This is a genomic window from Streptomyces sp. CNB091, assembly GCF_000377965.1.
On the sequence record NZ_KB898999.1, the window covers coordinates 130257 to 153844 of the forward strand.

At 73.0% G+C, this 23588-nt stretch carries 26 protein-coding genes; 16 read left to right on the plus strand and 10 right to left on the minus strand.

Annotation, left to right across the window (positions count from 1 at the left end; translation table 11 throughout):
* Position 1 precedes the first annotated feature (1 nt).
* The 4 genes from D581_RS0118725 (at position 2) to D581_RS0118740 (ending at position 3319) form a co-directional block, all read left to right on the plus strand.
* Positions 2–472 carry an NUDIX domain-containing protein gene (locus D581_RS0118725; RefSeq protein ID WP_018958746.1) on the plus strand — a complete coding sequence of 157 codons (471 nt, stop codon included), beginning with the start codon at positions 2–4 and terminating at the stop codon, positions 470–472.
* Positions 473–605: 133 nt separating this feature from the next.
* Positions 606–734: a hypothetical protein gene (locus D581_RS1000000142165; RefSeq protein WP_469222214.1), complete on the plus strand. Its 129-nt coding sequence runs from the start codon at positions 606–608 to the stop codon at positions 732–734.
* 74 nt (positions 735–808) lie between these two features.
* Positions 809–1585 carry a YqjF family protein gene (locus D581_RS0118735; protein WP_106434417.1) on the plus strand — a complete coding sequence of 259 codons (777 nt, stop codon included), beginning with the start codon at positions 809–811 and terminating at the stop codon, positions 1583–1585.
* Positions 1586–1675: 90 nt separating this feature from the next.
* Positions 1676–3319 (plus strand): DNA repair helicase XPB, encoded by a 1644-nt coding sequence (locus D581_RS0118740; protein ID WP_018958749.1) that lies wholly within the window; start codon positions 1676–1678, stop codon positions 3317–3319.
* Between the two features lie 35 nt (positions 3320–3354).
* Here D581_RS0118740 and D581_RS0118745 read toward each other — a convergent pair whose 3' ends face one another.
* A complete protein-coding gene (locus tag D581_RS0118745; RefSeq protein ID WP_018958750.1) occupies positions 3355–3546 on the minus strand; it encodes a hypothetical protein in 192 nt (63 codons plus the stop codon).
* A 452-nt stretch (positions 3547–3998) separates the two neighbouring features.
* On the opposite strand from D581_RS0118745, the gene D581_RS0118750 reads away from it, so the two are divergent.
* On the plus strand, positions 3999–6182 hold the full coding sequence (locus D581_RS0118750) for a UvrD-helicase domain-containing protein (RefSeq protein WP_018958751.1): 2184 nt from the start codon (positions 3999–4001) through the stop codon (positions 6180–6182).
* 76 nt (positions 6183–6258) lie between these two features.
* On the opposite strand, the gene D581_RS0118755 is transcribed toward D581_RS0118750, so the two are convergent.
* Positions 6259–6948 carry a copper homeostasis protein CutC gene (locus D581_RS0118755; protein WP_018958752.1) on the minus strand — a complete coding sequence of 230 codons (690 nt, stop codon included), beginning with the start codon at positions 6946–6948 and terminating at the stop codon, positions 6259–6261.
* A gap of 294 nt (positions 6949–7242) precedes the next feature.
* On the opposite strand from D581_RS0118755, the gene D581_RS0118760 reads away from it, so the two are divergent.
* Positions 7243–9552 (plus strand): heavy metal translocating P-type ATPase, encoded by a 2310-nt coding sequence (locus tag D581_RS0118760; protein ID WP_018958753.1) that lies wholly within the window; start codon positions 7243–7245, stop codon positions 9550–9552.
* Positions 9553–9603: 51 nt separating this feature from the next.
* On the opposite strand, the gene D581_RS0118765 is transcribed toward D581_RS0118760, so the two are convergent.
* From D581_RS0118765 to D581_RS0118775, 3 genes are read right to left on the minus strand one after another with little or no spacing between them, the layout of a single operon-like run.
* Positions 9604–10479 (minus strand): 5-oxoprolinase subunit C family protein, encoded by an 876-nt coding sequence (locus D581_RS0118765; RefSeq protein WP_018958754.1) that lies wholly within the window; start codon positions 10477–10479, stop codon positions 9604–9606.
* Positions 10476–11297, minus strand: a complete 822-nt coding sequence (locus tag D581_RS0118770; RefSeq protein ID WP_018958755.1) for a 5-oxoprolinase subunit B family protein — start codon at positions 11295–11297, stop codon at positions 10476–10478. The genes D581_RS0118765 and D581_RS0118770 overlap by 4 nt, the downstream gene beginning before the upstream one ends.
* Complete coding sequence (locus D581_RS0118775) at positions 11294–12043, minus strand: 5-oxoprolinase subunit PxpA (protein ID WP_032752834.1); 750 nt, start codon at positions 12041–12043, stop codon at positions 11294–11296. The genes D581_RS0118770 and D581_RS0118775 overlap by 4 nt, the downstream gene beginning before the upstream one ends.
* A 109-nt stretch (positions 12044–12152) precedes the next feature.
* Here D581_RS0118775 and D581_RS0118780 point away from each other — a divergent pair, with 109 nt between their 5' ends.
* The 3 genes from D581_RS0118780 to D581_RS0118790 all read left to right on the plus strand — a co-directional run bounded on the left by D581_RS0118780 (position 12153) and on the right by D581_RS0118790 (position 15787).
* Entirely contained in the window at positions 12153–12884 is a 732-nt protein-coding gene (locus D581_RS0118780; RefSeq protein WP_018958757.1) for a hypothetical protein, read from the plus strand.
* Between the two features lie 236 nt (positions 12885–13120).
* Positions 13121–14356 carry an outer membrane protein assembly factor BamB family protein gene (locus D581_RS0118785; RefSeq protein ID WP_018958758.1) on the plus strand — a complete coding sequence of 412 codons (1236 nt, stop codon included), beginning with the start codon at positions 13121–13123 and terminating at the stop codon, positions 14354–14356.
* Positions 14357–14506: 150 nt separating this feature from the next.
* Complete coding sequence (locus D581_RS0118790; RefSeq protein WP_018958759.1) at positions 14507–15787, plus strand: Cmx/CmrA family chloramphenicol efflux MFS transporter; 1281 nt, start codon at positions 14507–14509, stop codon at positions 15785–15787.
* Here the strand turns inward: D581_RS0118790 and D581_RS0118795 are convergent.
* Complete coding sequence (locus D581_RS0118795; protein ID WP_018958760.1) at positions 15720–16001, minus strand: DUF4031 domain-containing protein; 282 nt, start codon at positions 15999–16001, stop codon at positions 15720–15722. The two genes, D581_RS0118790 and D581_RS0118795, sit on opposite strands and share 68 nt — an antisense overlap.
* Positions 15998–16369 (minus strand): hypothetical protein, encoded by a 372-nt coding sequence (locus D581_RS0118800; RefSeq protein ID WP_026290666.1) that lies wholly within the window; start codon positions 16367–16369, stop codon positions 15998–16000. The genes D581_RS0118795 and D581_RS0118800 overlap by 4 nt, the downstream gene beginning before the upstream one ends.
* Positions 16370–16566: 197 nt before the next feature.
* Here D581_RS0118800 and D581_RS0118805 point away from each other — a divergent pair, with 197 nt between their 5' ends.
* The 5 genes from D581_RS0118805 (at position 16567) to D581_RS0118825 (ending at position 21454) form a co-directional block, all read left to right on the plus strand.
* Positions 16567–17484 (plus strand): MurR/RpiR family transcriptional regulator, encoded by a 918-nt coding sequence (locus D581_RS0118805; protein ID WP_018958762.1) that lies wholly within the window; start codon positions 16567–16569, stop codon positions 17482–17484.
* Positions 17485–17616: 132 nt separating this feature from the next.
* The gene (murQ, locus tag D581_RS0118810) at positions 17617–18588 is read left to right on the plus strand and encodes an N-acetylmuramic acid 6-phosphate etherase (RefSeq protein WP_018958763.1); all 972 of its coding nucleotides are present in this window, start codon (positions 17617–17619) and stop codon (positions 18586–18588) included.
* Positions 18589–18638: 50 nt separating this feature from the next.
* Complete coding sequence (locus D581_RS0118815) at positions 18639–20258, plus strand: PTS transporter subunit EIIC (protein WP_018958764.1); 1620 nt, start codon at positions 18639–18641, stop codon at positions 20256–20258.
* 97 nt (positions 20259–20355) lie between these two features.
* Positions 20356–20691 (plus strand): helix-turn-helix domain-containing protein, encoded by a 336-nt coding sequence (locus D581_RS0118820; protein ID WP_018958765.1) that lies wholly within the window; start codon positions 20356–20358, stop codon positions 20689–20691.
* A gap of 127 nt (positions 20692–20818) precedes the next feature.
* The gene (locus D581_RS0118825; protein ID WP_018958766.1) at positions 20819–21454 is read left to right on the plus strand and encodes an NAD(P)-binding domain-containing protein; all 636 of its coding nucleotides are present in this window, start codon (positions 20819–20821) and stop codon (positions 21452–21454) included.
* Here D581_RS0118825 and D581_RS0118830 read toward each other — a convergent pair whose 3' ends face one another.
* Positions 21455–22069, minus strand: a complete 615-nt coding sequence (locus tag D581_RS0118830) for a Uma2 family endonuclease (RefSeq protein ID WP_018958767.1) — start codon at positions 22067–22069, stop codon at positions 21455–21457.
* Positions 22070–22305: 236 nt separating this feature from the next.
* Here D581_RS0118830 and D581_RS0118835 point away from each other — a divergent pair, with 236 nt between their 5' ends.
* Positions 22306–22476, plus strand: a complete 171-nt coding sequence (locus D581_RS0118835; RefSeq protein WP_018958768.1) for a DUF5670 family protein — start codon at positions 22306–22308, stop codon at positions 22474–22476.
* A 183-nt stretch (positions 22477–22659) separates the two neighbouring features.
* Entirely contained in the window at positions 22660–23013 is a 354-nt protein-coding gene (locus D581_RS0118840) for a PRC-barrel domain-containing protein (protein WP_018958769.1), read from the plus strand.
* A gap of 86 nt (positions 23014–23099) precedes the next feature.
* Here D581_RS0118840 and D581_RS0118845 read toward each other — a convergent pair whose 3' ends face one another.
* Positions 23100–23336 carry a hypothetical protein gene (locus tag D581_RS0118845; protein ID WP_018958770.1) on the minus strand — a complete coding sequence of 79 codons (237 nt, stop codon included), beginning with the start codon at positions 23334–23336 and terminating at the stop codon, positions 23100–23102.
* Entirely contained in the window at positions 23326–23568 is a 243-nt protein-coding gene (locus tag D581_RS0118850; RefSeq protein WP_026290668.1) for a hypothetical protein, read from the minus strand. Before D581_RS0118850 ends, D581_RS0118845 begins: the two co-directional genes overlap by 11 nt.
* Positions 23569–23588: the final 20 nt, after the last annotated feature.

The window sequence follows — 23588 nt, forward strand, 5'->3', positions numbered from 1 at the left end:
GATGGCACGGACCGAGTACTACGACGACCCCAACGCGCCCGAGCCCAACAGCATGGTCGTCGCGGCCTCCGCCGTCGTCACCGACGATCAGGGACGCATCCTGCTGCAGCGCCGCCGCGACAACGACCTGTGGGCGCTACCGGGCGGCGGGATGGACCTGGGAGATTCCCTCCCCGGCACCGCTGTGCGCGAGGTCAAGGAGGAGACCGGGCTCGATGTCGAGATCATGGGACTCGTCGGCACGTACACCGACCCTCGGCACATCATCGAGTACAGCAACGGGGAGGTCCGTCGGCAGTTCAACGTCTGCTTCACCGCCCGGGTGACCGGCGGCTCCCTGATCGTCTCTGAGGAGAGCACGGAGGTCCGGTTCGTGTCGCCGGACGAGATCGCCACCCTGCCCATGCACCACACCCAGCGCCTCCGGCTGCGCCACTACGCGGAGAACCGCGACCGGCCCTATCTCGGCTGAGCAGCAAGCTGTGCGGGCCGCCCGGTGCTTGGGCGCTCAAGGGAAGCTCTGAAGATCACGTCGAGGCTTGTCGCGGGTCGCCCCGCATGACATGTTCACCGTGCACGCCAGTCGATCTGCCGAGGAGACGAAGATGATCGCAACCCTGACCACCGGCGAGCAGATCGTGATGGCGATCGTGGCGGTGGCCGCCGTCCTCGGTCTCGCCGTACTCGGCGTCAGGCGGGCTAAGCACACCCGGCAGCCGGGCGAGACCGAGTAGCGTCCGCCGCCGGGCAGGTTCGTCGGTTTCACGGCCCTGCCGTCTCTGCTGACGCGGTCTGCGATGCTGCGGGCATGGCCACAGCCCGCCCCGCCCCCGGCCCGGTGCCCCCGGAGTCCGTGTCGCCCCACCCGCCCCCCGCGCCGATGCCCCCGCTGCTCACCCAGTCCTGGCTGGACCTGGCGTTCCTGCACTGGGCGGTCGATCCGGTGGACGTGGCACCGCTGCTGCCGCCGGGGACGGTGCCGGACACCTTCGACGGGACGACGACGTACGTGGGTCTGGTGGCCTTCCGGATGTACCGGGTGGGTGGGCTCGGGTTGCCGGGGCTTCCGTACCTCGGGACCTTCCCCGAGACCAACGTCCGGCTGTACTCCGTGGACGAGCACGGCCGGCGCGGGGTCGTCTTCCGCTCGCTCGACGCGTCGCGGCTCATCCCGGTCGTCGTGGCACGCGCCGCGTTCCGGTTGCCGTACGTGTGGTCCCGGATGGACATCGCGCGCTCCGGCGACACCCTCACGTACACGAGCACCCGCCGCTGGCCCGGTCCTCGCGGGGCGCGGAGCAGGATCGTGCTGCGGGCGGGGGACGCGATCGACGAGCCGACGCCCCTGGAGCACTTCCTCACCGCCCGCTGGGCCCTGCACAGCTCGTTCTTCGGGCGGACCGCCTATCTGCCCAACGCCCACCCCCGCTGGCCCCTGCACCGGGCGGAGCTCCTGGAGTGCGACGAGGACCTGGTGGCCGCCGCCGGCCTGCCCGCGCCGGCCGGGGAGCCGGTGAGCGTGCTGTACTCCCCGGGCGTCCCGGTGCGCTTCGGGCCGCAGCGGAGGCCGCGCGCCGGAGGCTGACCGCACGCCCGCCCCGCCCCGCGCCCCGATGCGGCACACTGGACGTTTGGCCGCAGCCGTGGCCGCACCCCGCAGAAAGGGCCGAAGCGCGTGACCGGACCCCTCATCGTCCAGAGCGACAAGACGCTCCTCCTCGAAGTCGATCACGACCGGGCAGACGCCTGCCGTCGTGCCATCGCGCCGTTCGCGGAGCTGGAGCGCGCGCCCGAGCACATCCACACGTACCGGGTCACCCCGCTCGGGCTGTGGAACGCCCGCGCCGCCGGGCACGACGCCGAGCAGGTCGTCGACGCCCTGGTCGAGTTCTCCCGCTACCCCGTGCCGCACGCGCTCCTGGTCGACATCGCCGAGACGATGGCACGGTACGGGCGGCTCACCCTGTCCAAGCACCCCGTGCACGGGCTCGTGCTCACCAGCACCGACCGGCCCGTGCTGGAGGAGATCCTCCGGTCCAAGAAGGTGCAGCCGCTGGTCGGGGCCCGCATCGACCCGGACACTGTGGCCGTGCACCCCTCCGAGCGGGGGCAGGTCAAGCAGACCCTGCTCAAGCTGGGGTGGCCCGCCGAGGACCTCGCGGGGTACGTCGACGGCGAGGCCCATCCGATCGAGCTGGCCGAGAACGGCTGGTCGCTGCGGCCGTACCAGAAGCAGGCCGTCGAGGGGTTCTGGCACGGCGGGTCGGGGGTCGTCGTGCTGCCTTGTGGAGCCGGGAAGACCCTCGTGGGCGCCGGTGCGATGGCCGAGGCCAAGGCCACCACCCTGATCCTGGTCACCAACACCGTCTCCGCCCGGCAGTGGAAGCACGAGCTGGTGAAACGGACCTCGCTGACCGAGGACGAGATCGGCGAGTACAGCGGGACGCGGAAGGAGATCCGGCCGGTCACCATCGCCACCTACCAGGTGCTGACCACCCGGCGCAAGGGCGTCTACCCGCACCTGGAGCTGTTCGACTCCCGCGACTGGGGCCTGGTCGTCTACGACGAGGTCCACCTGCTGCCCGCGCCCGTCTTCAAGTTCACCGCCGACCTCCAGGCCCGGCGGCGGCTGGGGCTCACGGCGACGCTGGTACGGGAGGACGGGCGGGAGTCCGACGTCTTCTCGCTCATCGGGCCGAAGCGGTTCGACGCCCCGTGGAAGGAGATCGAGGCGCAGGGCTACATCGCGCCCGCCGACTGCGTGGAGGTACGGGTCAATCTCACCGACGCCGAGCGGCTCGCGTACGCGACCGCCGAGACGGAGGAGAAGTACCGGTTCTGCGCCACCACCGCGACCAAGCGGAAGGTGACCGAGGCGCTGGTGCGCAAGCACCAGGGCGAGCAGACCCTCGTCATCGGCCAGTACATCGACCAGCTCGACGAGCTGGGCGAGCACCTGGACGCCCCCGTGATCAAGGGCGAGACCAGCAACGCCCAGCGCGAGAAGCTCTTCGAGGCGTTCCGCCAGGGCGAGATCAGCGTCCTCGTCGTGTCCAAGGTCGCCAACTTCTCCATCGACCTGCCCGAGGCGACCGTCGCCATCCAGGTCTCCGGGACCTTCGGGTCGCGGCAGGAGGAGGCCCAGCGGCTGGGCCGGGTCCTGCGGCCGAAGGCCGACGGGCACGAGGCCCGGTTCTACTCGGTCGTCGCCCGCGACACCATCGACCAGGACTTCGCGGCGCACCGCCAGCGGTTCCTGGCCGAGCAGGGGTACGCGTACCGCATCGTCGACGCGGACGAACTGCTCGCCGACGACTGAGGCCCCCGGGAGGGCGGGCGGTCAGCGGCGGGCGGTCAGCGGCCCCGGCGTGCGACGCCCGCCTCCTCCGCGTACTCCCCGAGGACGACGACGCCGAACGCCGCCGTCACGAACACCTTCACGGCGCGCACCGCGTCGCCGACGCGGTGGGGTCGGTGGTGACCGGTGACCGCGGTCGCGCCGTGCGCGGGGCCGGTCCTGCGTGGGTTCAGGGTGGCTGTGCTCATGTATCCATGGTGCTCCTGTCACCCGTTCGGGCGCGTCGGCCCGCAGACGGAACCCCTGGGCCGGGCGGGTAGCCCTCCGGTACCGCTCCGGGCGCGCGCGTCCCCTACGGGTATCCCTGGCGCCTCCGCCCCGGGATGGGCCAGGTAGAGGACCGGCCCGGGGGCTGTGCCGGGGGCGGCGGCGGCCGGGGCGGAGACCTGGGAGGGGAGAGCTCCGGGGCCCTCGAAGGCCGTATTCCGGTTCGCCGCCGCCCCTCTCCGTGGCTACAATCGCGGGTCTGCCCGCCTCCCGCGCCGTCTTCCCGGCCCCGGGAGCGCCGCCGACCGGACGGAAACCGGCCGACACCCGACGGATACGTACCTTCCCAGCGGACCTTGTCGCTCCGCGTGCCGCCCTGGCACCGCAGCGCGTCCGGTCCGCCGTCCTGCGTTGAAGAGCCGGAGGCAACACCGTGCCCGCGCACGTAGCAGAGAGCGATTCCACCCCCGATCCCACCGGTTCCACCGGTCCCGCCGGTCCCGCCAGCGCCACCGATCCCACCGGCGCCACCGACCCCTTGGCACACGAGCGTGCCCATCTCGCCGCGTCCCGTGCCGCCCTGCGCGGGATGCGCGAGGACGTCCAGGCCCTCGACATCCGCGACGTCACCGCGAACTGGGTCAACGCCGCCGTGCTCCAGTCCCAGATCGACGACCGCGTCAAGGCGCTCGCCGACCTCTCCCACACCCCGCTGTTCTTCGGCCGCCTCGACTACCTCCACGCCGTCGGCGGCGAGCCGGCCGAGGGCGCGGAGGGCGAGCGGTTCTACATCGGGCGCCGGCACGTCCATGACGCCGTCGGGGACCCCATGGTCATCGACTGGCGTGCGCCGGTCTCCCAGCCGTACTACCAGGCGTCCCGCAAGAACCCTCACGACGTGGCGCTCCGCCGCCGCTTCGGCTACACCGCCGGTGAGCTGACCGCGTACGAGGACGAGCACCTCACCGACCCCGCCGAGGCCGAGCACACCAGCCGACTGCTTCAGGCGGAGATCGAGCGGCCACGCGTCGGCCCGATGCGCGACATCGTCGCCACCATCCAGCCGGAGCAGGACGAGATCGTCCGCAGCGACCTCGGCGGCACCGTCTGCGTCCAGGGCGGCCCCGGCACCGGGAAGACCGCCGTCGGCCTGCACCGGGTGGCGTACCTGCTGTACGCGCACCGCGAGCGGCTCGCCCGCACCGGCACCCTCGTCATCGGGCCGAACCGTTCCTTCCTGCACTACATCGAGCAGGTCCTGCCCGCCCTCGGCGAGCTGGCGGTGAAGCAGGCCACCGTGGACGACCTGGTGCGCACCGGCGTCGAGGTCCGGGGCGAGGACGAGGCGGCCACCGCCGTCGTCAAGGGCGACGCCCGCATGGCCGAGGTGCTGCGGCGGGCCATCCGCTCCCATGTGACCGCCCCCGTCGAGCCCGTCGTCGTGGTGCGCGGGTCCCGGCGCTGGCGCGTGCCCGCGTACGAGGTCCAGGAGATGGTCGACGAGCTGCTGGCCCGCGACATGCGGTACGGAGCCGCCCACGAGGCGCTGCCCCAGCGGATCGCGCACGCCGTGCTCGTACGGATGGAGGAGGCCGGGGAGGCCCCCGACGACCGGGTGCAGAACACCGTGGCCCGCAATCCCGCGGTGAAGGCGGCCGTCAAGGCTATCTGGCCCGCCGTGGACCCGGCGAAGCTGGTGCTGCGGCTGCTCTCGGACGCGGAGTTCCTGGCCGCCCACGCGGAGGGCCTGCTGACCGAGGACGAGCAGAAGCGGCTGCTGTGGGCGAAGCCCGCCCGCAGTGTGAAGTCCGCGAAGTGGTCGGCGGCCGACGCCGTGCTGATCGACGAGGCGAGCGACCTCGTCGCCCGTACGCACTCGCTCGGCCATGTCGTGCTCGACGAGGCGCAGGACCTCTCCCCCATGCAGTACCGGGCGGTGGGGCGGCGGTGCTCGACCGGTTCGGCGACCGTCCTGGGGGACCTCGCCCAGGGGACGACCCCGTGGTCCACGGAGAGCTGGAGCGAGGCGCTGTTCCACCTGGGCAAGGCGGACGCGGTGGTGGAGGAGCTGACCGCTGGTTTCCGCGTGCCGCGCGAGGTCATCGCGTACGCCTCCCGGCTGCTGCCCGTGATCTCGCCGGGGCTCGCGGCGGTGGAGTCGGTGCGTGAGTCGCCCGGTTCGCTGGTCGTACGGGAGGTGGCGGGCGGTACGGACGGTGCGGACGGTCTGGACGCGTCCGACCCGGCCGGCCCGGCGGACGCGCTGAACGCCGCCGTCGTCGCCGCCTGCGAGGAGTCGTTGCGCCACGAGGGGTCGATCGGGCTGATCGCCGCCGACGCCCGGATCCCGGCGCTGGGGGCGGCCCTGGCGGCGGCGGGCCACGCGTATCTCTCCCCGGGGGAGGAGACGACCGCCGCGTCCCGGCTGACGCTGGTGCCCGCGTCGCTCGCGAAGGGCCTGGAGTACGACTACGTGGTGCTCGACGAACCGGCGGCCGTGGTCGACGGCGAGCCGGACGAGCGGACCGGGCTGCGGCGGCTGTACGTGGCGCTGACCCGTGCGGTCTCCGGGCTCACGGTGCTGCACGCGGCGCCGTTGCCACAGGCACTGGTGTAGCGGGACCGCGAAGGGGCGGCACCGCGGTGGACACGGCTGTCCGACCGTGTCCACCGCGGTCCCGCCCCGGCGTCCCTTACGCGTCCAGCGCCTCGCGCCACTCCCGTACGGCCGCCGCTTCCACCGGGGCCGACCAGCCGCCGGGCCGGGCGGCGCCGCCGATGTGGACGGCGTCGATCCCCGCGGCCAGCAGCCGGGGCAGGTGCCGCAGGTGGAGACCGCCGCCGACCAGGACCTTCGCCTGGTATCCGGGCTCGCCGGTACGGGCCGCCTCGGCCAGGAGGACCGGGATTCCGGCGTCCACCCCGTCCGGCGAGCCCGCCGTGAGGAACGTGTCGAGGCCGGGCAGCTCCGCGAGCTGCTTGCGCAGGGCGTCGCGGTCGGTGGCCCGGTCGATGGCCCGGTGGAACGTCCACCGGCAGCCCTCCAGCTCGGCGACAAGCCGCTCGACGGCGACGAGGTCGGCGTGGCCCTCCCCGTCGAGGAAGCCGAACACGAACTCGTCGGCTCCCACCTCCCGCATCTCGCGGGCCTTGCCGACCAGGACGTCGATGTCACCGGCGGCGAAGCCGTCCGCCACCCTGAGCATCACGCGCAGCGGGATGTCCACGGCGGACCTGATCGCCGCGAAGGTCTCCGGCGACGGGGTCAGACCGTCGGCGGCCATGTCGGTGACCAGTTCGAGGCGGTCTGCACCACCGGCCTGGGCAGCGACCGCGTCCTCCGCGTCGAGAGCGATCACCTCCAGGACTGCACGGTTGCTCATGGGTCCCCATTCCTCCGATACGCAGCTATAGGTCTAGTCCAATGGCCAGCCTACGGGTCGGTAGACGGGCAGCGCAGCCCTCTATCTGAACGCACGACCGCGACGGCGCGCGAGCCGACCCCGCAGACGAGTGACGCGCGCCGTCGCGCCCACCGGTGCGGAACGGGCGCACATCAGCGCGGAACGGGCGCATTCGACCCGGCCACCCCTTGCACTTCATAGGGGCGGGGGGTATACATGGGGAGAGAAAGAGATACCCCCTAGGGGTATCCGGACAGCTTCAGGGAGGACCCCGTGTCCGCGCACTCCGCCACCACCGCCCCCACCGCTGCCGGCTCCGCCGCCGACACCGCCGCGGTCGAGCTCGCGATCGGCGGGATGACCTGCGCCTCGTGCGCGGCCCGTATCGAGAAGAAGCTCAACCGGATGGACGGCGTCGAGGCCACGGTGAACTACGCCACCGAGAAGGCGAAGGTCACCTACCTGGGCGCCGACGTCTCCGTCGAGGACCTGATCGCGACCGTCGAGGCCACCGGCTACACCGCCCGGCCACCCGCACCGCCCGCGTCCACCGCCTCCCCCGGGAGCAAGGGTACGGAACCGGCGGGCGCGGCCGCGGAGAGCGAGGACGACGGGCTCACCTCCCTGCGCCAGCGCCTGATCACCGCGGTCCTCCTCGCCGTACCGGTGATCGCGATGGCGATGGTCCCGGCCCTCCAGTTCGACTACTGGCAGTGGCTCTCCCTGACGCTGACCGCACCGGTCGTCGTCTACGCCGCCTGGCCCTTCCACCGTGCCGCCTGGACCAACGCGAAGCACGGCGCGGCGACGATGGACACGCTGATCTCCGTCGGCACGTCGGCCGCGTTCCTGTGGTCGTTGTGGGCGCTGTTCTTCGGGACCGCGGGCATGGTCGGGATGACACACCCCTTCGAGCTGACCATCGCGCGCAGCGACGGCGCCGCGAACATCTACCTGGAGGCCGCGGCCGGGGTGACGGCGTTCATCCTCGCCGGGCGCTACTTCGAGGCACGCTCGAAGCGGAAGGCCGGGGCGGCGCTGAAGGCGCTGATGGAGCTGGGGGCGAAGGAGGTCACCCTCCTGCGTGACGGCGTCGAGACGACGATCCCGACCGCCTCGTTGCAGGTCGGGGACCGTTTCCTGGTCCGTCCCGGGGAGAAGATCGCGACGGACGGAACCGTGGTCGAGGGCGCCTCCGCCGTGGACGCCTCGATGCTGACGGGTGAGTCCGTGCCCGTCGAGGTCGCCGTCGGCGACACCGTCACCGGAGCCACCCTCAACGCCGGAGGCCGCCTCGTCGTCGAAGCCACCCGCGTCGGCTCCGACACCCAGCTCGCCCGCATGGCCCGCCTCGTCGAGGACGCCCAGAACGGCAAGGCCTCCGCACAACGCCTCGCCGACCGCATCTCCGCCGTCTTCGTCCCCATCGTCATCGCCCTCTCCCTGGGAACCCTCGGCTTCTGGCTCGGCAACGACGCCGGACTGACCGCCGCCTTCACCGCGGCCGTCGCCGTCCTCATCATCGCCTGCCCCTGCGCCCTCGGCCTCGCCACGCCCACCGCCCTCATGGTCGGCACCGGCCGCGGCGCCCAGCTCGGCATCCTCATCAAGGGCCCCGAGGTCCTGGAGACCACCCGCCGCGTCGGCACCATCGTCCTCGACAAGACCGGCACCGTCACCACCGGCCGCATGACCCTCCAGACCACCCACACCACCGGCGCCACCACCGAGGCCGAAGTCCTGCGGCTGGCCGGGGCACTGGAGAACGCCTCCGAGCACCCCATCGCCCAGGCCGTCGCCACCGCGGCCACCGACGCCACGGGGCCCCTCCCCACCCCCGAGGACTTCCAGAACGTCCCCGGACTCGGCGTCCAGGGCGTCGTCGAGGGTCACGCCGTCCTCGTCGGGCGCGAACAGCTCCTGGCCGAGTGGGAGATCCGTCTCCCCGACCACCTCGCCGAGGCGAAGAAGGCCGCGGAGGCCGCCGGTCGCACCGCGATCACCGTCGCCTGGGACGGCGAGGCGCGGGCGGTGCTGGAGGTCGCCGACGCGGTGAAGGACACCAGCGCCGAGGCCATCCGCCGGCTCCGCGCCCTCGGTCTGACCCCGATCCTCCTCACCGGCGACAACCGGGCCGTGGCGGAGTCGGTCGCGGCCGAGGTCGGCATCGACGAGGTGTACGCGGAGGTCATGCCGCAGGACAAGGTCGACGTGGTCAAGCGCCTTCAGGCGGAGGGCCGTTCGGTCGCGATGGTCGGGGACGGGGTCAACGACGCCGCGGCCCTCGCCCAGGCCGACCTCGGCCTCGCGATGGGCACCGGCACCGACGCCGCCATCGAGGCCGGCGACCTCACCCTCGTCCGCGGCGACCTCAACGCCGCCGCCGACGCGATCCGCCTCGCCCGCCGCACCCTCTCCACCATCCGCACCAACCTGTTCTGGGCGTTCGCCTACAACGTCGGCGCTCTCCCGCTGGCCGCCGCCGGGCTCCTCAACCCGATGCTCGCCGGAGCGGCGATGGCCTTCTCCTCGGTCTTCGTGGTCGGCAACTCCCTGCGACTGCGCACCTTCAAGGGGGCGTGAGGCCCGAAGCACGGCACCTGAGCGCGGCGGGACCTTCGGGCCCCGCCGCGCTCACGCGCGTACGAAGCGCAGACGGGTTCCCGGCACCGCCTGCGCCGCCGCGGCGAGGGCCCGTTCGGGGACGACGCCGACGACCGGGTAGCCGCCGGTCGTCGGATGGTCGTTGAGGAAGACGACGGGCCGGCCGTCCGGCGGCACCTGGACCGCGCCCAGGACCATGCCCTCGCTCGGCAGCTCCCCCGGACGGAACCGCTCCAGCGCCGGGCCCTCCGTACGCAGACCGATGCGGTTGCTGTGCGGCGAGACCCGGTAGGCGGCGGTGAGGAGCGTACGGAGAGCGGCCCCGGTGAACCAGTCGTGGCGGGGCCCGGGATGGACCGGGAGCACCAGCTCGGCGGGGGCCCCCGGCCAGGGAACGGGGCCAACGGGCGGCAGCGGACCGCCCGACGCCGGATCGCCCAGCGGGAGCACGTCGCCCTCGCTCAGCGGGGCGGGCCCGAGCCCCGAGAGGAGGTCCGCCGAGCGGCTGCCCAGTACCGGCTCCGGCACCAGCCCGCCCGCGAACGCCAGGTAGCCGCGCAGACCGTCGACGGCGGGACCCGCGTCCAGCACCGCGCCCGCGGGCACCCGCACCGGCGCTCCCCACGCCACCGGCCGCCCGTCGACCGTCACCCCGCAGCCCGCCCCGCCGACGACGGCCACGAGCGGCCGGTCCGGGCGGACCGCGCACCCGGTGAACGTGGTCTCCAGGACGGCGGCGTCCGGCGGATTGCCCACCAGCCGGTTGGCCAGCCGGGCGGCGGGCGCGTCCAGCGCCCCGGCGCGCCCGACCCCGAGGTGCGCCCAGCCGGGCCGGCCCGCGTCCTGCACGGTGGTCAGCGCCCCGGCCCGGACGACGTACAGCCGGAAGCCGGCGGGCGGCGTCACGCGCCCGCTCCCACCGGCACGAATCTGACCGGCGTCCCCGGCGCGAGCAGCGCCGCCGGTTCCCGGGCCGGGTCCCACAGGGCCCCCGGGTCCGGCATCCGCCCGACGAGCTGCCAGCCGCCGGGCGAGGGGCGCGGGTACACCCCGGTGTAGGGCCCGGCGAGGGCCACCGCCCCGGCCGGGACCCGGGTGCGCGGGGTCGTGCGCCGGGGCACGTGCAACGGCTCCGGCAGCCCGGTGAGATAGCCGAACCCGGGGGCGAACCCGCAGAACGCCACCCGGAACGCGGTACGGGAGTGCAGCGCGGCCACCTCCCCGGCCGGGACGCCCCAGAGCTGGGCGACCTCGGCCAGGTCGGGGCCGTCGTAGACGACGGGGATCTCCACCGGGTCACGCGCCTCCCGGCGCGGCGGCTCCACCCGCCACGAGGCGAGGTCCCGGGCGAAACGGTCCCGCGCGCTGGGCGTGCGCCCCCCGATCCCGGCCCCGGCCCCGGCATCGGCACCGGCCCCGGCCCCGGCCCCGGCCCCGGCCCCGTGTCCGTGTCCGTGTCCGTGTCCGTGTCCGTGTCCGTGTCCGTGTCCGTGTCCGTGTCCGTCGAGGATCCCGTCGATCAGGACGGTGCGGGCGGCCGGGACGATCTCGCGCACGGCGGGGAGTTCACCGCGCTCGCGGCGGCGGAGCAGCTCGGCGTGGAAGGCCTCGGCGTGCTCGCCGTCGGCCAGCTCGACGAGAAGCGCGTGCGGCCCGGCGGGAAGGACTCGTACCTCACCCGGAAGCACGCGCACCGGACCGGGGCCGGCTTCGCGGGCGCTCACGTGAACGCCCGTACCGCGACGCCCGCTTCCTCCAGCGCGGCCCGCACCCGGCGGGCGAGGGCCGCCGCGCCCGGGGTGTCCCCGTGGACGCAGAGCGAGCGCGCCGAGACGGGGATCCGGCTGCCGTCCGCCCCGGTCACCGCCCGCTCGACGGCCATGCCGACGCTCCGGCGTACGACGTCGTCCGGGTCGTGCACCACCGCGCCCGGCTCACCGCGCGGGACGAGGGTGCCTCGCGGGGTGTACGCGCGGTCGGCGAAGGCCTCCTGAACGGCGGGCAGTCCGGCCTCGGCCGCACGGTCGAGCAGCCGCGAGCCGGGCAGTCCGAGCACGGCCAGGTCTCCGCCCGCGAGCCGGACGCCCGCGACGACGGCGGCGGCCTGGTCGTCGTCCCAGACCGCCCGGTTGTAGAGCGCGCCGTGCGGTTTGACGTACGAGACGGTGGACCCGGCGGCCTCCGCGAAGACCCGCAGCGCGCCTATCTGATACGCGATCTCGGCGGTCAGCTCGGCGGGCGGCACGTCCATCGACCGGCGCCCGAAGCCGGCCAGGTCCCGGTAGGAGACCTGCGCCCCGATCCGTACCCCGCCGGCCGCCGCCGCGTCGCAGACCCGCCGCATCACGGAGGCGTCGCCCGCGTGGAAGCCGCAGGCCACGTTGGCGCTCGTGACACAGGCGAGGAGCGCGTCGTCGTCGGTCAGGGTCCAGTTGCCGAAGCCCTCGCCGAGATCCGCGTTGAGATCCATCATCACGGGCGCACGGTAATGACAAGTCCGGCAGGGCGACAAGGGGCGGTCCGGGGGCCGGACAGGCGGCCCCGCGTCCTCCTGGAGCCGCCCGTCCTAGAGTCGTCCCATGACGGACAGCCCCCGCCCGCACGACGCCACTTCCCACGACGCCGGCCCCGGCGGCACCGGCCTCGACAAGGCCTCTTCCCACGACGCCCGCCTCCGCGACCGGTGGCACGACACGCTGCTCGCCGCGCGCTCCGGGGCGGACGGACCCGATCCGCTGCCGTACGCCGAGAACCTCCTCGCCCGCTGGGCCGAACCGCAGCGCCGCTACCACACGACGGCCCACCTGGCCGCCGTCCTGGACGGCGTCGACACCCTCGCCGGGCACGCCGACGACGTGCACGCGGTACGCCTCGCCGCCTGGTTCCACGACGCGGTGTACCGGCCCGACCGGACGGAGAACGAGGAGCGCAGCGCCGCCCTCGCCGAGCGGGCGCTGGCCGAGGCGGGCGTGCCGGAGGCGGTGGTGGCGGAGGTCGCCCGGCTGGTCCGCCTCACCGTCACGCACGACCCGGCGGACGGCGACCGCAACGGCGAGGCGCTGTGCGACGCCGACCTCGCGGTCCTGGCGGGCGGCCCGCAGGAGTACGGGGCATACGCGGCCCGGGTCCGGGAGGAGTACGGCTTCGTCCCGGACGGGGCGTTCCGGGAGGGCCGGGCGGCGGTACTGCGGCAACTCCTCGACCTGCCGCGACTGTTCCGTACCCCGCACGGCGCGGCCGCGTGGGAGGCGCGGGCCCGGCACAACCTGGCGACGGAGCTGGAGCTGCTGACATCGTCCGGGGCCGGCTGACCGGGTCCCCGCCCCGCCGACCGGTGACGACTGACCGGTGACGACTGACCGTGACGATCGCTCGGTGAATGTTCCGGTTCGTTCACGGTGTCGTCCCGGTCGCGCCCTGGCCCGACCGGTGAACCCCGGCGACCGCTAACGTCTCGCATCGCAGATGCACACACACGTCGGCATCGCGACCCGCTCATCCATCCGCTCATCTATCCGCTCAGACAACTCCACGGGGGTACAGCGACATGTCCAAGGGACTCGGCACGACGGTCGGCAGATCTTCCCGGCGGCGCATACTGCGACTGGCCGGCGGCGGGATCACGATGGCAGCGCTCGGCGCCGGGCTGACCGGCTGCGAGGACGAGCTCGCGACGGGCGGCGAAGGCAGCACGCCGCCGCCGCGCAGCGCCTCCCCCGAGGACGGGAAGGCGTCCGAGGACGGCAAGGCCCCCGAGCCGCTGTGGACGAAGTCGACGTCGGCGCAGACCTACGGGGACAACGACGAGCTCGTGGCCGTGGACGGCGTGGTGATCGCGAGCGGCGATCCGTTGACCGCCTTCGACGGCGCGACCGGCGAGGAGCGGTGGTCGCTGCCGGACGGCGCGGTGCCCGGGGCGCCGCTGCTGCTCGGCGACGGCACCCTGTACCTGGAGAGCGGCAAGTACGACGGCAGCGTCGCCGGCTACGTCCCGGGGTCCGGCAAGGAGACCTGGCGCAGCCGCCTCGGCAAGGAGTACCGGCAGCCGAGGCCGGTCGCGGTGGACGCGGAGCAGGTGTACGTCATCGCCGAGATCCTGGAGGCCGACGGTTCGTCCCACACCAATGTGATCGCCGCGCTGAACAGCGGCACGGGCAAGGTCGCCTGGAAGGAACAGCGCGACCTCGGCACCCAGCAGAACGGCGTCCACGCCGCCGTGCGGGGCCGCTATCTCGTCTACACCGACTTCAAGAACAACCTCACGGTCCGCGACACCGCCACCGGCAAGCAGGTGTGGACGCAGAAGACGACGAAGACGAGCTACGGGCCGTTCGTCGTCCACGAGGATCTGGTGATCGTCCCGCAGGGGCAGCGGCTCCAGGCCTTCGCGCTGTCCGACGGGTCGGAGAAGTGGTCCGTGCGGGCCGAGGAGTTCACCACCTTCCGGGAGCCGACCCTCCTGGAGGGCGTGCTCTACATCGCGGACAGCGGCCGGACGCTGTGGGCCGTCGAGCCGGGGACCGGCAAGAAGATCTGGCAGTCCACGGCCCTCAAGGACGCGGGCGGGCAGGTGCCCCGGCAGTTCGTCAAGGTGGGCGGCACCCTCTACGGGGCCACCGACCTCGACAAGCAGGGCGGCGTCCACGCCTTCGACGCGAAGGCCGGCGGCCTGCGCTGGACGTTCAACGACAAGTCCGGCGATTACCACGCCTGGCTGGTGGCCACCGACGGCAAGCGCGTCTTCGCCCTGCACGGCAAGAAGCTGCACGCCCTTCCCGCGTGACGCGGGTATGAAGCCATCCCGCGTGACGCGGGTGTGAGGCGGGTGTGAGGCACCTGTGAACAGGCACGTTCTCGTCCGACGCCGGGAATGCGGAGGCGTTCTCCGGCGTTGGGACGAGTCATGCCCGACTCTCCCTCCCGCCGCGCACCCATGCCTCTGGCCGTATACATTCTCGGCCTCTCGGTCTTCGCACTCGGCACCAGCGAGTTCATGCTGTCGGGCCTGCTCCCGCCCATCGCCGACGACATGGACGTGTCGATCCCGCAGGCCGGACTCCTCATATCCGCGTTCGCGATCGGCATGGTGATCGGCGCCCCGCTGCTGGCCGTCGCCACGCTTCGGCTGCCGCGCCGCACCACGCTGATCGCGCTGATCTCGGTGTTCGGCCTCGGTCAGATCGCCGGCGCGCTGGCCCCGACGTACGAGATCCTCTTCGTCTCCCGGGTTCTGAGCGCACTCGCCTGCGCGGGCTTCTGGGCCGTCGGCGCGGCTGTGGCCATCGCGATGGTCCCGGTGAACCAGCGGGCGCGGGCCATGGCCGTGATGATCGGCGGCCTGTCCGTCGCGAACGTGCTGGGCGTGCCGCTGGGGGCCTTCCTCGGCGAGCACTTCGGCTGGCGATCGGCGTTCTGGGCGGTCGGCGCGGCCTCGGCGGTGGCCCTGGTCGGCGTCGCCACACGCATCCCGCAGATCCCGCTGCCCGAGAAGAAGCCCGAGCTGAAGCGGGAGCTGGCGATCTACCGGGACCGGCAGGTCTGGCTGGCCATCGTGATCACCGCGCTGGCGGCGGGCGGGGTGTTCTGCGCGTTCAGCTACCTGGCGCCGCTGCTCACGGACGTGGCGGGCCTCGACTCGGGCTGGGTGCCGTGGATCCTCGGCCTGTTCGGTGCGGGCGCGCTGATCGGCACCATGATCGGCGGCCGGGTCGCGGACGCGCACCTCTTCGGGGTGCTGCTGAGCGGCATCACGGCGTCCACAGTGTTCCTGGTGGGGCTGGCCCTCTTCGCCTCCAGCCAGGTCGCGGTCATCGCGCTGGCGTTCCTTCTGGGCCTGTCCGCCTTCTTCACGGCCCCCGCGCTGAACGCCCGGATGTTCAACGTGGCCGGAGCCGCCCCGACGCTGGCCGGGGCCACCACGACGGCGGCGTTCAACCTGGGCAACACGAGCGGCCCGTGGCTCGGCGGCACGGTGATCGACCTGGACTTCGGGTTCGCGTCCACGGCGTGGGCGGGCGCGGCGATGACCGCCCTGGCACTGGCGGCGGTGGGGGTGGCGCTGCGTCTCCAGCGCGGCGGCGGCGGGAGCGGCCGGTCGCGGTCGCGGCTGATCGCGAAGAGCACGGCGGTCCCCGCGGCCGAAGGCTCTAAGGACGGACGCCCGGCGCCGGCCTCCCCTTCGGTCTCCTCAGTCCCGCGTCCGTCAGGCGCCTGACCAGTTCCTTCGAGCCGATCTCCCGTGCCCCGGCCCGCACCGCGTCCGCGTAGTGCGCCTGGGGCACGTCGTAGTGGTCGCGTTCGAAGGCGCGCGGCGGGCAGCCGATCGCGGCGGCGAAGGCGTGCAGCTCCTCGAACGACACATCGCTGACCAGGTGCGACCAGAGGCGGCCGTGTCCGGGCCAGGTGGGCGGGTCGATGTAGAGCGTCACCGCCGCAGCACCTCGCCCAGCGCACCCACCGGCGCCACCGCCACGGCCGCCTTGGTGCACACCCAGTGCGGGTCGGGTCCGAGCTCCGGCTCCACGTCCAGTGCGTGCGGCTCCTCCTCCGCCGAGCACGCGGGGCACAGCGGCCACCGCCCGTACCGCTCCAGCAGCGCGTCCTGCACGTCCTGGGCGACCAGCCCGGCCAGGAAGTCCGCACCCTCGGGCCACTGCTCCACCCACCAGCGGCGGTGCGTCACCGCGTCCTCGACCAGCGAGACGATGTCCGCCTCGGCGACGCCGCCCGCCGCCAGGTCGGCCATGACGAGCGCGCGGGCGGTGTGCAGGGCCTGCTCCAGGGGGTTCAACTCCATGCCCCCATTGTGCGCCCGCGCGGGAAACGCCCCGCCCCGGGCGCTACCGGGGCTCCGCGCAGTCCTGGGGGCGCCCCAGGACGTCGGGGGCGCCCCGGGACGTCGGGTGGCGCCCCGGGAGGGCCGGTGGGGCCCCCGCCAGAGGTAGGGACCAAAGGGGGGTTGACGGACCCCCCGGTTGAAAATATCTTTCAGATGTGACCAGTGACGTGAAGGAAATTTTCAGCGGCGACTCCCCGCCGGCCCCCGCGGCCCTCGCCGCCAAGGTCCGGACCCTCGCCCCCTCCATGACCCGCTCGATGCAGCTGGTCGCCGAAGCCGTGGCGGGCGACCCCGCGGGGTGCGCCGCCCTCACCGTCACCGGTCTCGCCGAGCTCACCGGCACCAGTGAAGCCACCGTCGTCCGCACCGCGCGGCTCCTCGGCTACCCCGGCTACCGGGATCTGCGCCTCGCGCTGGCCGGCCTCGCCGCGCACCAGGAGTCCGGCCGGGCCCCCGCCGTCACCGCCGACATCGCGGTGGACGACCCGATCGCCGACGTGGTCGCCAAGCTCGCCTACGACGAGCAGCAGACCCTCGCCGACACCGCCGCCGGGCTCGACACCGTACAGCTGGGGGCCGCCGTCGCCGCCGCGTCGACCGCCCGCCGCATCGACGTCTACGGCATCGGCGCGTCCTCCCTCGTCGGCCAGGACCTGGCGCAGAAGCTGCTCCGGATCGGGCTGATCGCCCACGCCCACATGGACCCGCACCTCGCGGTGACCAACGCCGTGCAGCTGCGCGCCGGCGACGTGGCCATCGCGATCACGCACTCCGGCTCCACCGGCGACGTCATCGAGCCGCTGCGGGTCGCCTTCGACCGCGGGGCGACGACGATCGCGATCACCGGACGGCCCGACGGGCCCGTGACGCAGTACGCGGACCACGTGCTGACCACGTCCACCGCGCGCGAGAGCGAGCTGCGCCCCGCCGCCATGTCGAGCCGCACCAGCCAGCTGCTCGTCGTGGACTGTCTGTTCATAGGCGTCGCGCAGCGGACGTACGAGACCGCCGCGCCCGCCCTGGCCGCCTCCTACGAGGCGCTGGCCCACCGCCACAACCCGCGCACCCGCTGACCGCCCCGGCCAACCACCACGGTCAGAGCCACGCACGCCACGCACGCCACGCATGCCGCGCATGCCGCGCATGCCACGCACCACACGTACGCGTACGAGACCGAGAACACCGAGAAAGCTGAGCCGCACCTCATGACCTCCACCACCGACGCGAACACCGGCACCCCCGAGGCCTCCGGGACCTACGGCGAACTCCGCGCCCAGCTGGCCACCCTCACCACCGAGGCGTTCCGCCCCGAGCTGGCCGAGATCGACCGGCAGCCCACGCGGGAGATCGCGCGGATCATGAACGGCGAGGACGCCACCGTTCCGGCCGCCGTCGCCGAGCGGCTGCCGCAGATCGCCGCGGCCATCGACGCCACCGCCGAGCGCATGGCCCGCGGCGGCCGGCTGATCTACGCGGGCGCCGGCACGGCGGGCCGCCTCGGAGTGCTGGACGCCAGCGAGTGCCCGCCCACCTTCAACACCGACCCGTCCGAGGTCATCGGCCTGATCGCGGGCGGCCCCTCCGCCATGGTCACGGCCGTCGAGGGCGCGGAGGACAGCAAGGAGCTGGCCGCCGCCGACCTCGACGGGCTGAAGCTGACCGCCGACGACACGGTGGTCGGCATCTCCGCCTCCGGCCGCACGCCGTACGCGATCGGCGCCGTCGAGCACGCCCGCGCACAGGGCGCCCTGACCATCGGGCTCTCCTGCAACGCCGGCTCCGCGCTCGGCGCCGCCGCCGAACACGGCCTGGAAGTCGTCGTCGGCCCCGAGCTGCTCACCGGCTCGACCCGGCTGAAAGCGGGCACAGCCCAGAAGCTCGTCCTCAACATGATCTCGACGATCACGATGATCCGGCTCGGCAAGACGTACGGGAATCTCATGGTCGACGTCCGCGCCTCCAACGAGAAGCTGCGGGCCCGCTCCCGGCACATCGTCTCCCTGGCGACCGGCGCGTCCGACGCCGAGATCGAGGCCGCGCTCGCCGCCACCGACGGCGAGGTCAAGAACGCGATCCTGGTCATCCTCGGCCAGGTCGACGGCCCCACCGCCGCCGCCCGCCTCACCGAGGCGGACGGCCACCTCCGCGCCGCACTCACGGCCGCACGCACCACCTGACCCACCCGGGTCCCCCGCCCCACCCCCCGCACAGCAAGGCACCGAGCACCATGGCCACAGAAGACAAGAACCGCGCCACCGCCGCCGCGATCCTGCCGCTCGTCGGCGGCGGGGCGAACGTCGCCTCCATCGCCCACTGCATGACCCGGCTCCGCCTCGGGCTGCACGACCGGTCCCTCGTCGACGACGAGGCGCTGAAGGCCCTGCCCGCCGTGATGGGCGTCGTCGACGACGACACGTACCAGATCGTGCTGGGCCCGGGCACCGTCGCCCGGGTCACCCCGGAGTTCGAGCAGCTGGTCGACGAGGCCCGCGAGGCCGCCCCGGCCCCGGCGGACACCCCCGCCGGCACCCCCGCTGTCACCGCCGTATCGGCGGAGGAACTGGCCGCACAGGGCGCGGCGATCAAGGCGCAGCGGAAGGCGAAGAACGCCACCCCGTTCAAGCTGTTCCTGCGCAAGATCGCCAACATCTTCGTGCCGCTGATCCCGGCGCTCATCGGCTGCGGGATCATCGCGGGCCTCAACGGCCTGCTGGTGAACCTGGAGTGGCTGCCCGCCGTGACACCCGCGCTGGCCGCGATGGCGTCCGGCTTCATGGCGCTGATCGCGGTGTTCGTGGGCTACAACACGGCGAAGGAGTTCGGCGGTACGCCGATCCTGGGCGGTGCGGTGGCGGCGATCATCGTCTTCCCGGGCGTCGCGAACATCGACGCCTTCGGCCAGACGCTCTCCCCCGGCCAGGGCGGTGTGCTCGGCGCGCTGGGCGCGGCGGTCCTCGCGGTGTACGTGGAGAAGTGGTGCCGCCGGTGGGTGCCGGAGGCGCTGGACGTCCTGGTCACCCCGACCCTGACGGTGCTGATCTCCGGCCTGGTGACGATCTTCGGCCTGATGTACGTGGCCGGCGAGGTCTCGTCCGCGATCGGCACGTTCGCCGACTGGCTGCTGTCCAACGGCGGCGCGGGCGCGGGCTTCGTGCTCGGCGGCCTGTTCCTGCCCCTGGTGATGCTGGGCCTGCACCAGGCGCTGATCCCGATCCACACCACGCTCATCGAGCAGCAGGGCTACACGGTCCTGCTCCCGATCCTCGCGATGGCCGGTGCGGGCCAGGTGGGCGCGGCCGTGGCCGTGTACTTCCGCCTCCCCCGCAACGAGTCGATCCGCCGCACCATCAAGTCCGCGCTCCCGGCGGGCCTGCTGGGCGTGGGCGAACCTCTGATCTACGGCGTCTCGCTCCCGCTCGGCCGCCCGTTCGTCACGGCGTGCGTCGGCGGCGCGTTCGGCGCGGGCTTCGTCGGCCTGTTCAACCAGCTCGGCGACACGGTCGGCTCGACGGCCATCGGCCCGTCCGGCTGGGCCCTGTTCCCCCTCCTCGACGGCAACCACGGCCTGGGCTCGACGATCGCGATCTACGCGGGCGGCCTGCTCGTCGGCTATGTCGCCGGGTTCGTCGCGACGTACTTCTTCGGCTTCGGCAACGACCTGCTGGCCGAGTTCAACGTCTCCCAGGAACCGGCCCCGTCCACGGTCGCCGCCCAGGGCAACACCCACCCCGCCACCGCTCCGGCCGCCCCCGCCGACACGGGCTCCGGCCCCGCCCCCGACTCCGACTCCGACTCCGACGGCACGGACCCCGGCACCTCCCCGGCGAAGGCCCCGGCAGGAGTCTGACCCCGTCCCGGCCCTCGGCCTGCCTCCGCCCGTCCCGGCGGGGGCAGGCCGAGGGCGTCCTGCGCCCCTACACACGCGGAGAGAGCAGGGAGACCTCATGAACCACAGCCGCTGGAAGCTGAAGCGCGAACAGGAACTCGCCTCCGGGCCCGACGAGTCCGAGGAGACCCGCGCCGAGCGCGCGGAAGTCCGGCTCGCCATGGCCTTCGCCAAGGCGGTGTACGACCGTCGCAAGGAACTCGGCCTGTCCCAGCAGGATGTCGCCGAGCGAGCGGGACTGACCCAGGCGAAGATCTCCCGCGTCGAGGGCGCCGACGCGGTGCCCACGCTGCTCCTGCTCCGGCGGCTGGCGCTCGCCCTGGACGCCTCCCTCAGCATCGCCCTCGACGAGGACCAGGAAGAGGTGGCCTTCGTGGCCCGTACAGCGGCGTGACCGGTGCGGGGCGAGAACCGGGCCCGTCCTCCGCACAGGGGCGTCCTGCGGACTACGCCTCAGGTGCCGGTCCGCCCCGGTCTCCAGCCCGATACGCCCGGGGGCCCCGCTGGCTAGCGTCTCCCCCATGCGTATAGGACTTCTCGGTACCGGAAATGTCGCCCGCGCCCTGGCCCACGGCTGGCGCGCCGCAGGACACGACGTCGTCCTCGGATCACGTCGGCCCGAAGAACGCACCGGCCTCGGACTGCCCGTCGCCGGCCTCGACGAGACGGCCGCGCACGCGGAGGTGCTGGTCAACGCCACCCCTGGCGGGGTCTCCGTGGACCTGCTGCACTCCATCGGAGCCCCGGCGCTGGCCGGCACGCTGCTGATCGACGTCGGCGTCGGCCTCTCCGACGACTTCAGCGCGCTCACCCACCCCAACAGCAGCCTGGGCGAGCTGATCCAGGAGGCGTTCCCGCTGACTCCGGTCGTCAAGACGCTCTGCACGATGGACTCCACCACCATGACCGCCCCGGGCGACCTCACCGAGCCGGGCACGGTCTTCCTCTCCGGCGACGACGCCGAGGCCAAGCGCACCACCGGCCGGCTGCTCACGGACCTCGGTTGGCCGGAGTCCTCCCAGCTCGACATCGGCGGCATCACCACGGCGCGCGGCCAGGAGCACTTCGCGTTCCTCTTCATGGGGATCGCGGGCGGCGTGGGGTCCCACACCTTCAACATCAAGGTGGTCACCCGCCCGCCGGCGGGCACCCGCTAGCTAGACGGCGGGCCCCGGGAACTCCCCCGTCATCAGCTGCACGTCGAACGGGGACGGCAGAGCCAGCGGCTTGCCGAACGGCACCGCGTCCGTGTGCTTGTACGTACCGTCCTCGTTCGGTTCGGTGAACAGCGTGGCCATCGGCCCCCGGGTGTCGAACCGGTCGATCAGCAGGTACATCGGGACTCCCGCGCGGGCGTACGCGCGGTACTCCTTGGTGCGGTCCTCCCGCGCGTTGCCCCGCGACGTGATCTCGACGACGAGCAACGCCTCCGCCGCGTCCATCGGATCGCTGATCTCCGGATCGGCCGCCGCGATCAGCTCGGTCGGCATGACGACCAGATCGGGGACGTACAGCCTGCCGAGCGGGGCGACGTGGACGCCGAGGGTCTGGTAGATCCCCAGGTCCTCGGGCAGCGTCGCGTAGAGCCTGCGCTGCACCTTGGCAGCGATGCCGCTGTGGTGCGCATGCGGCGGTGGCCCCAAGACGATCCGCTCCTCGTCGATCTCGGCACGCCACCCCTCGGGCACGTCCAGTTCACGCCATGTCCGCAGCAGGTAGTCCCAGGCGCGCCCATCCGAAGCCTGGCTGTTCTCGACGAACGCTGCGGTCATCGCGGGTCCCTTCTTCCGTGGCCTTGCCGACGAGGTTAGATCGGGGCTTTCACGGCTGTCCGCCGTTCCTTCCAGGGTCCCGCGAACGAGTGGCCCCGCACAGGGAAGCGCGCGGCGGCCACCGGTCACGAGTGATACCGCGCCCCGTTCCCGGACCGGTCGGGGGGAGTTTATCGGCACCGTTCATGTGTAGGAAAAATGTAAGCGGGAACCTGAATTTCCGGAGGTTGATAGTCATGGTTCCCCTGCTTCTCGTTCTTCTGCTCGCCCTGGTTCTCTTCGGTGTCGGTTTCGCGGTCAAGGCTCTCTGGTGGATAGCCGTGATCATCCTGGTGCTGTGGCTCGTAGGGTTCTTCGTCCGTCCCTCCGCCAGCGGCGGCCGACGGGGCCGGTGGTACCGCTGGTAGTCACTTCTGACCAGCATCCGCCGCTGACCGGCGGCACCGCCCAGGTGTACACCGCCTCTCCCCGGGCACACGAAGTTCAGCGGAAATATCATTCGGTGGATAAATCAGAAGTGCATTTCCGATCCACCAGAACGAATGCACTGGGTGCGAATGCACTGGGCGACCTTCGCGAAAGGAGCCACAATGAGCGACTCCCTGTGGGGCTATCAGCCGTCGAGCGGTCACACCGCGGGCGCCGATCTGACCGGCTATGCGGTCGAGGCCACCGACGGCAGTATCGGAAAGGTCGACAAGCACTCCGACGAGGTGGGTTCTGCCTATCTGCTCGTCGACACCGGAGTCTGGATCTTCGGCAAGGACGTCCTGCTGCCCGCGGGCACGGTGAAGCGCATCGACATCGCGGAGCAGAAGGTCTACGTCGACCTCACCAAGGAACAGGTGAAGGACTCCCCGGAGTTCGACCGCCACCGGCAGGCCGACGACCCGGGCTACCACGAGCAACTGTCCGCGTACTACCTCGCGTACCGCATCATGTGACCCGGCGTACGCCCCCTGAACGGCGGCGGGCCCGACCCCGAGGAGGGGCCGGCCCCGCCGCCTCGCGCGTGGCGCCCCGCCCGCCCTCAACGGGGCAGCTGCCCCTCCCTGTTGATCTCTGTCACCCGGGCCCGCAGCACCACTCCCGGTGACGCCGGCCGCACCGCCGCCGGCGGGCATTCCCACTCCGGCCCGCCGCCGGGCGGCCGCAGCCGCACGTTCGGCCCGGACCGGCCCGTCACCCGGCCGACCCGCCCGTCCCGCGCGTCCACCGCGAACCCGCCCGCCTCGGGCACGCCCGGCCCGTATCCGTCAGCCGTCATGACCGCTCTCCTTCTCCGCCAGCACCTCGCACAACCGCAACGCGGTGTCGATGTTGCAGCGGCCCAGGTCGACCAGGGGCACCGGCTCGTCACCCGCACACGAGACCGGATCGATCCGCAGGGACGGCAGCTTCACCCCGAACCCCGCAAGCCCCTCCTTCAACCACTCCACGGCGTCCTCCGCCACCCGCACCCGGTCCGCCGCCGCCCTGCGCCGCTCCATCGCTTCCATGCCGCACACCTTCCACTCTG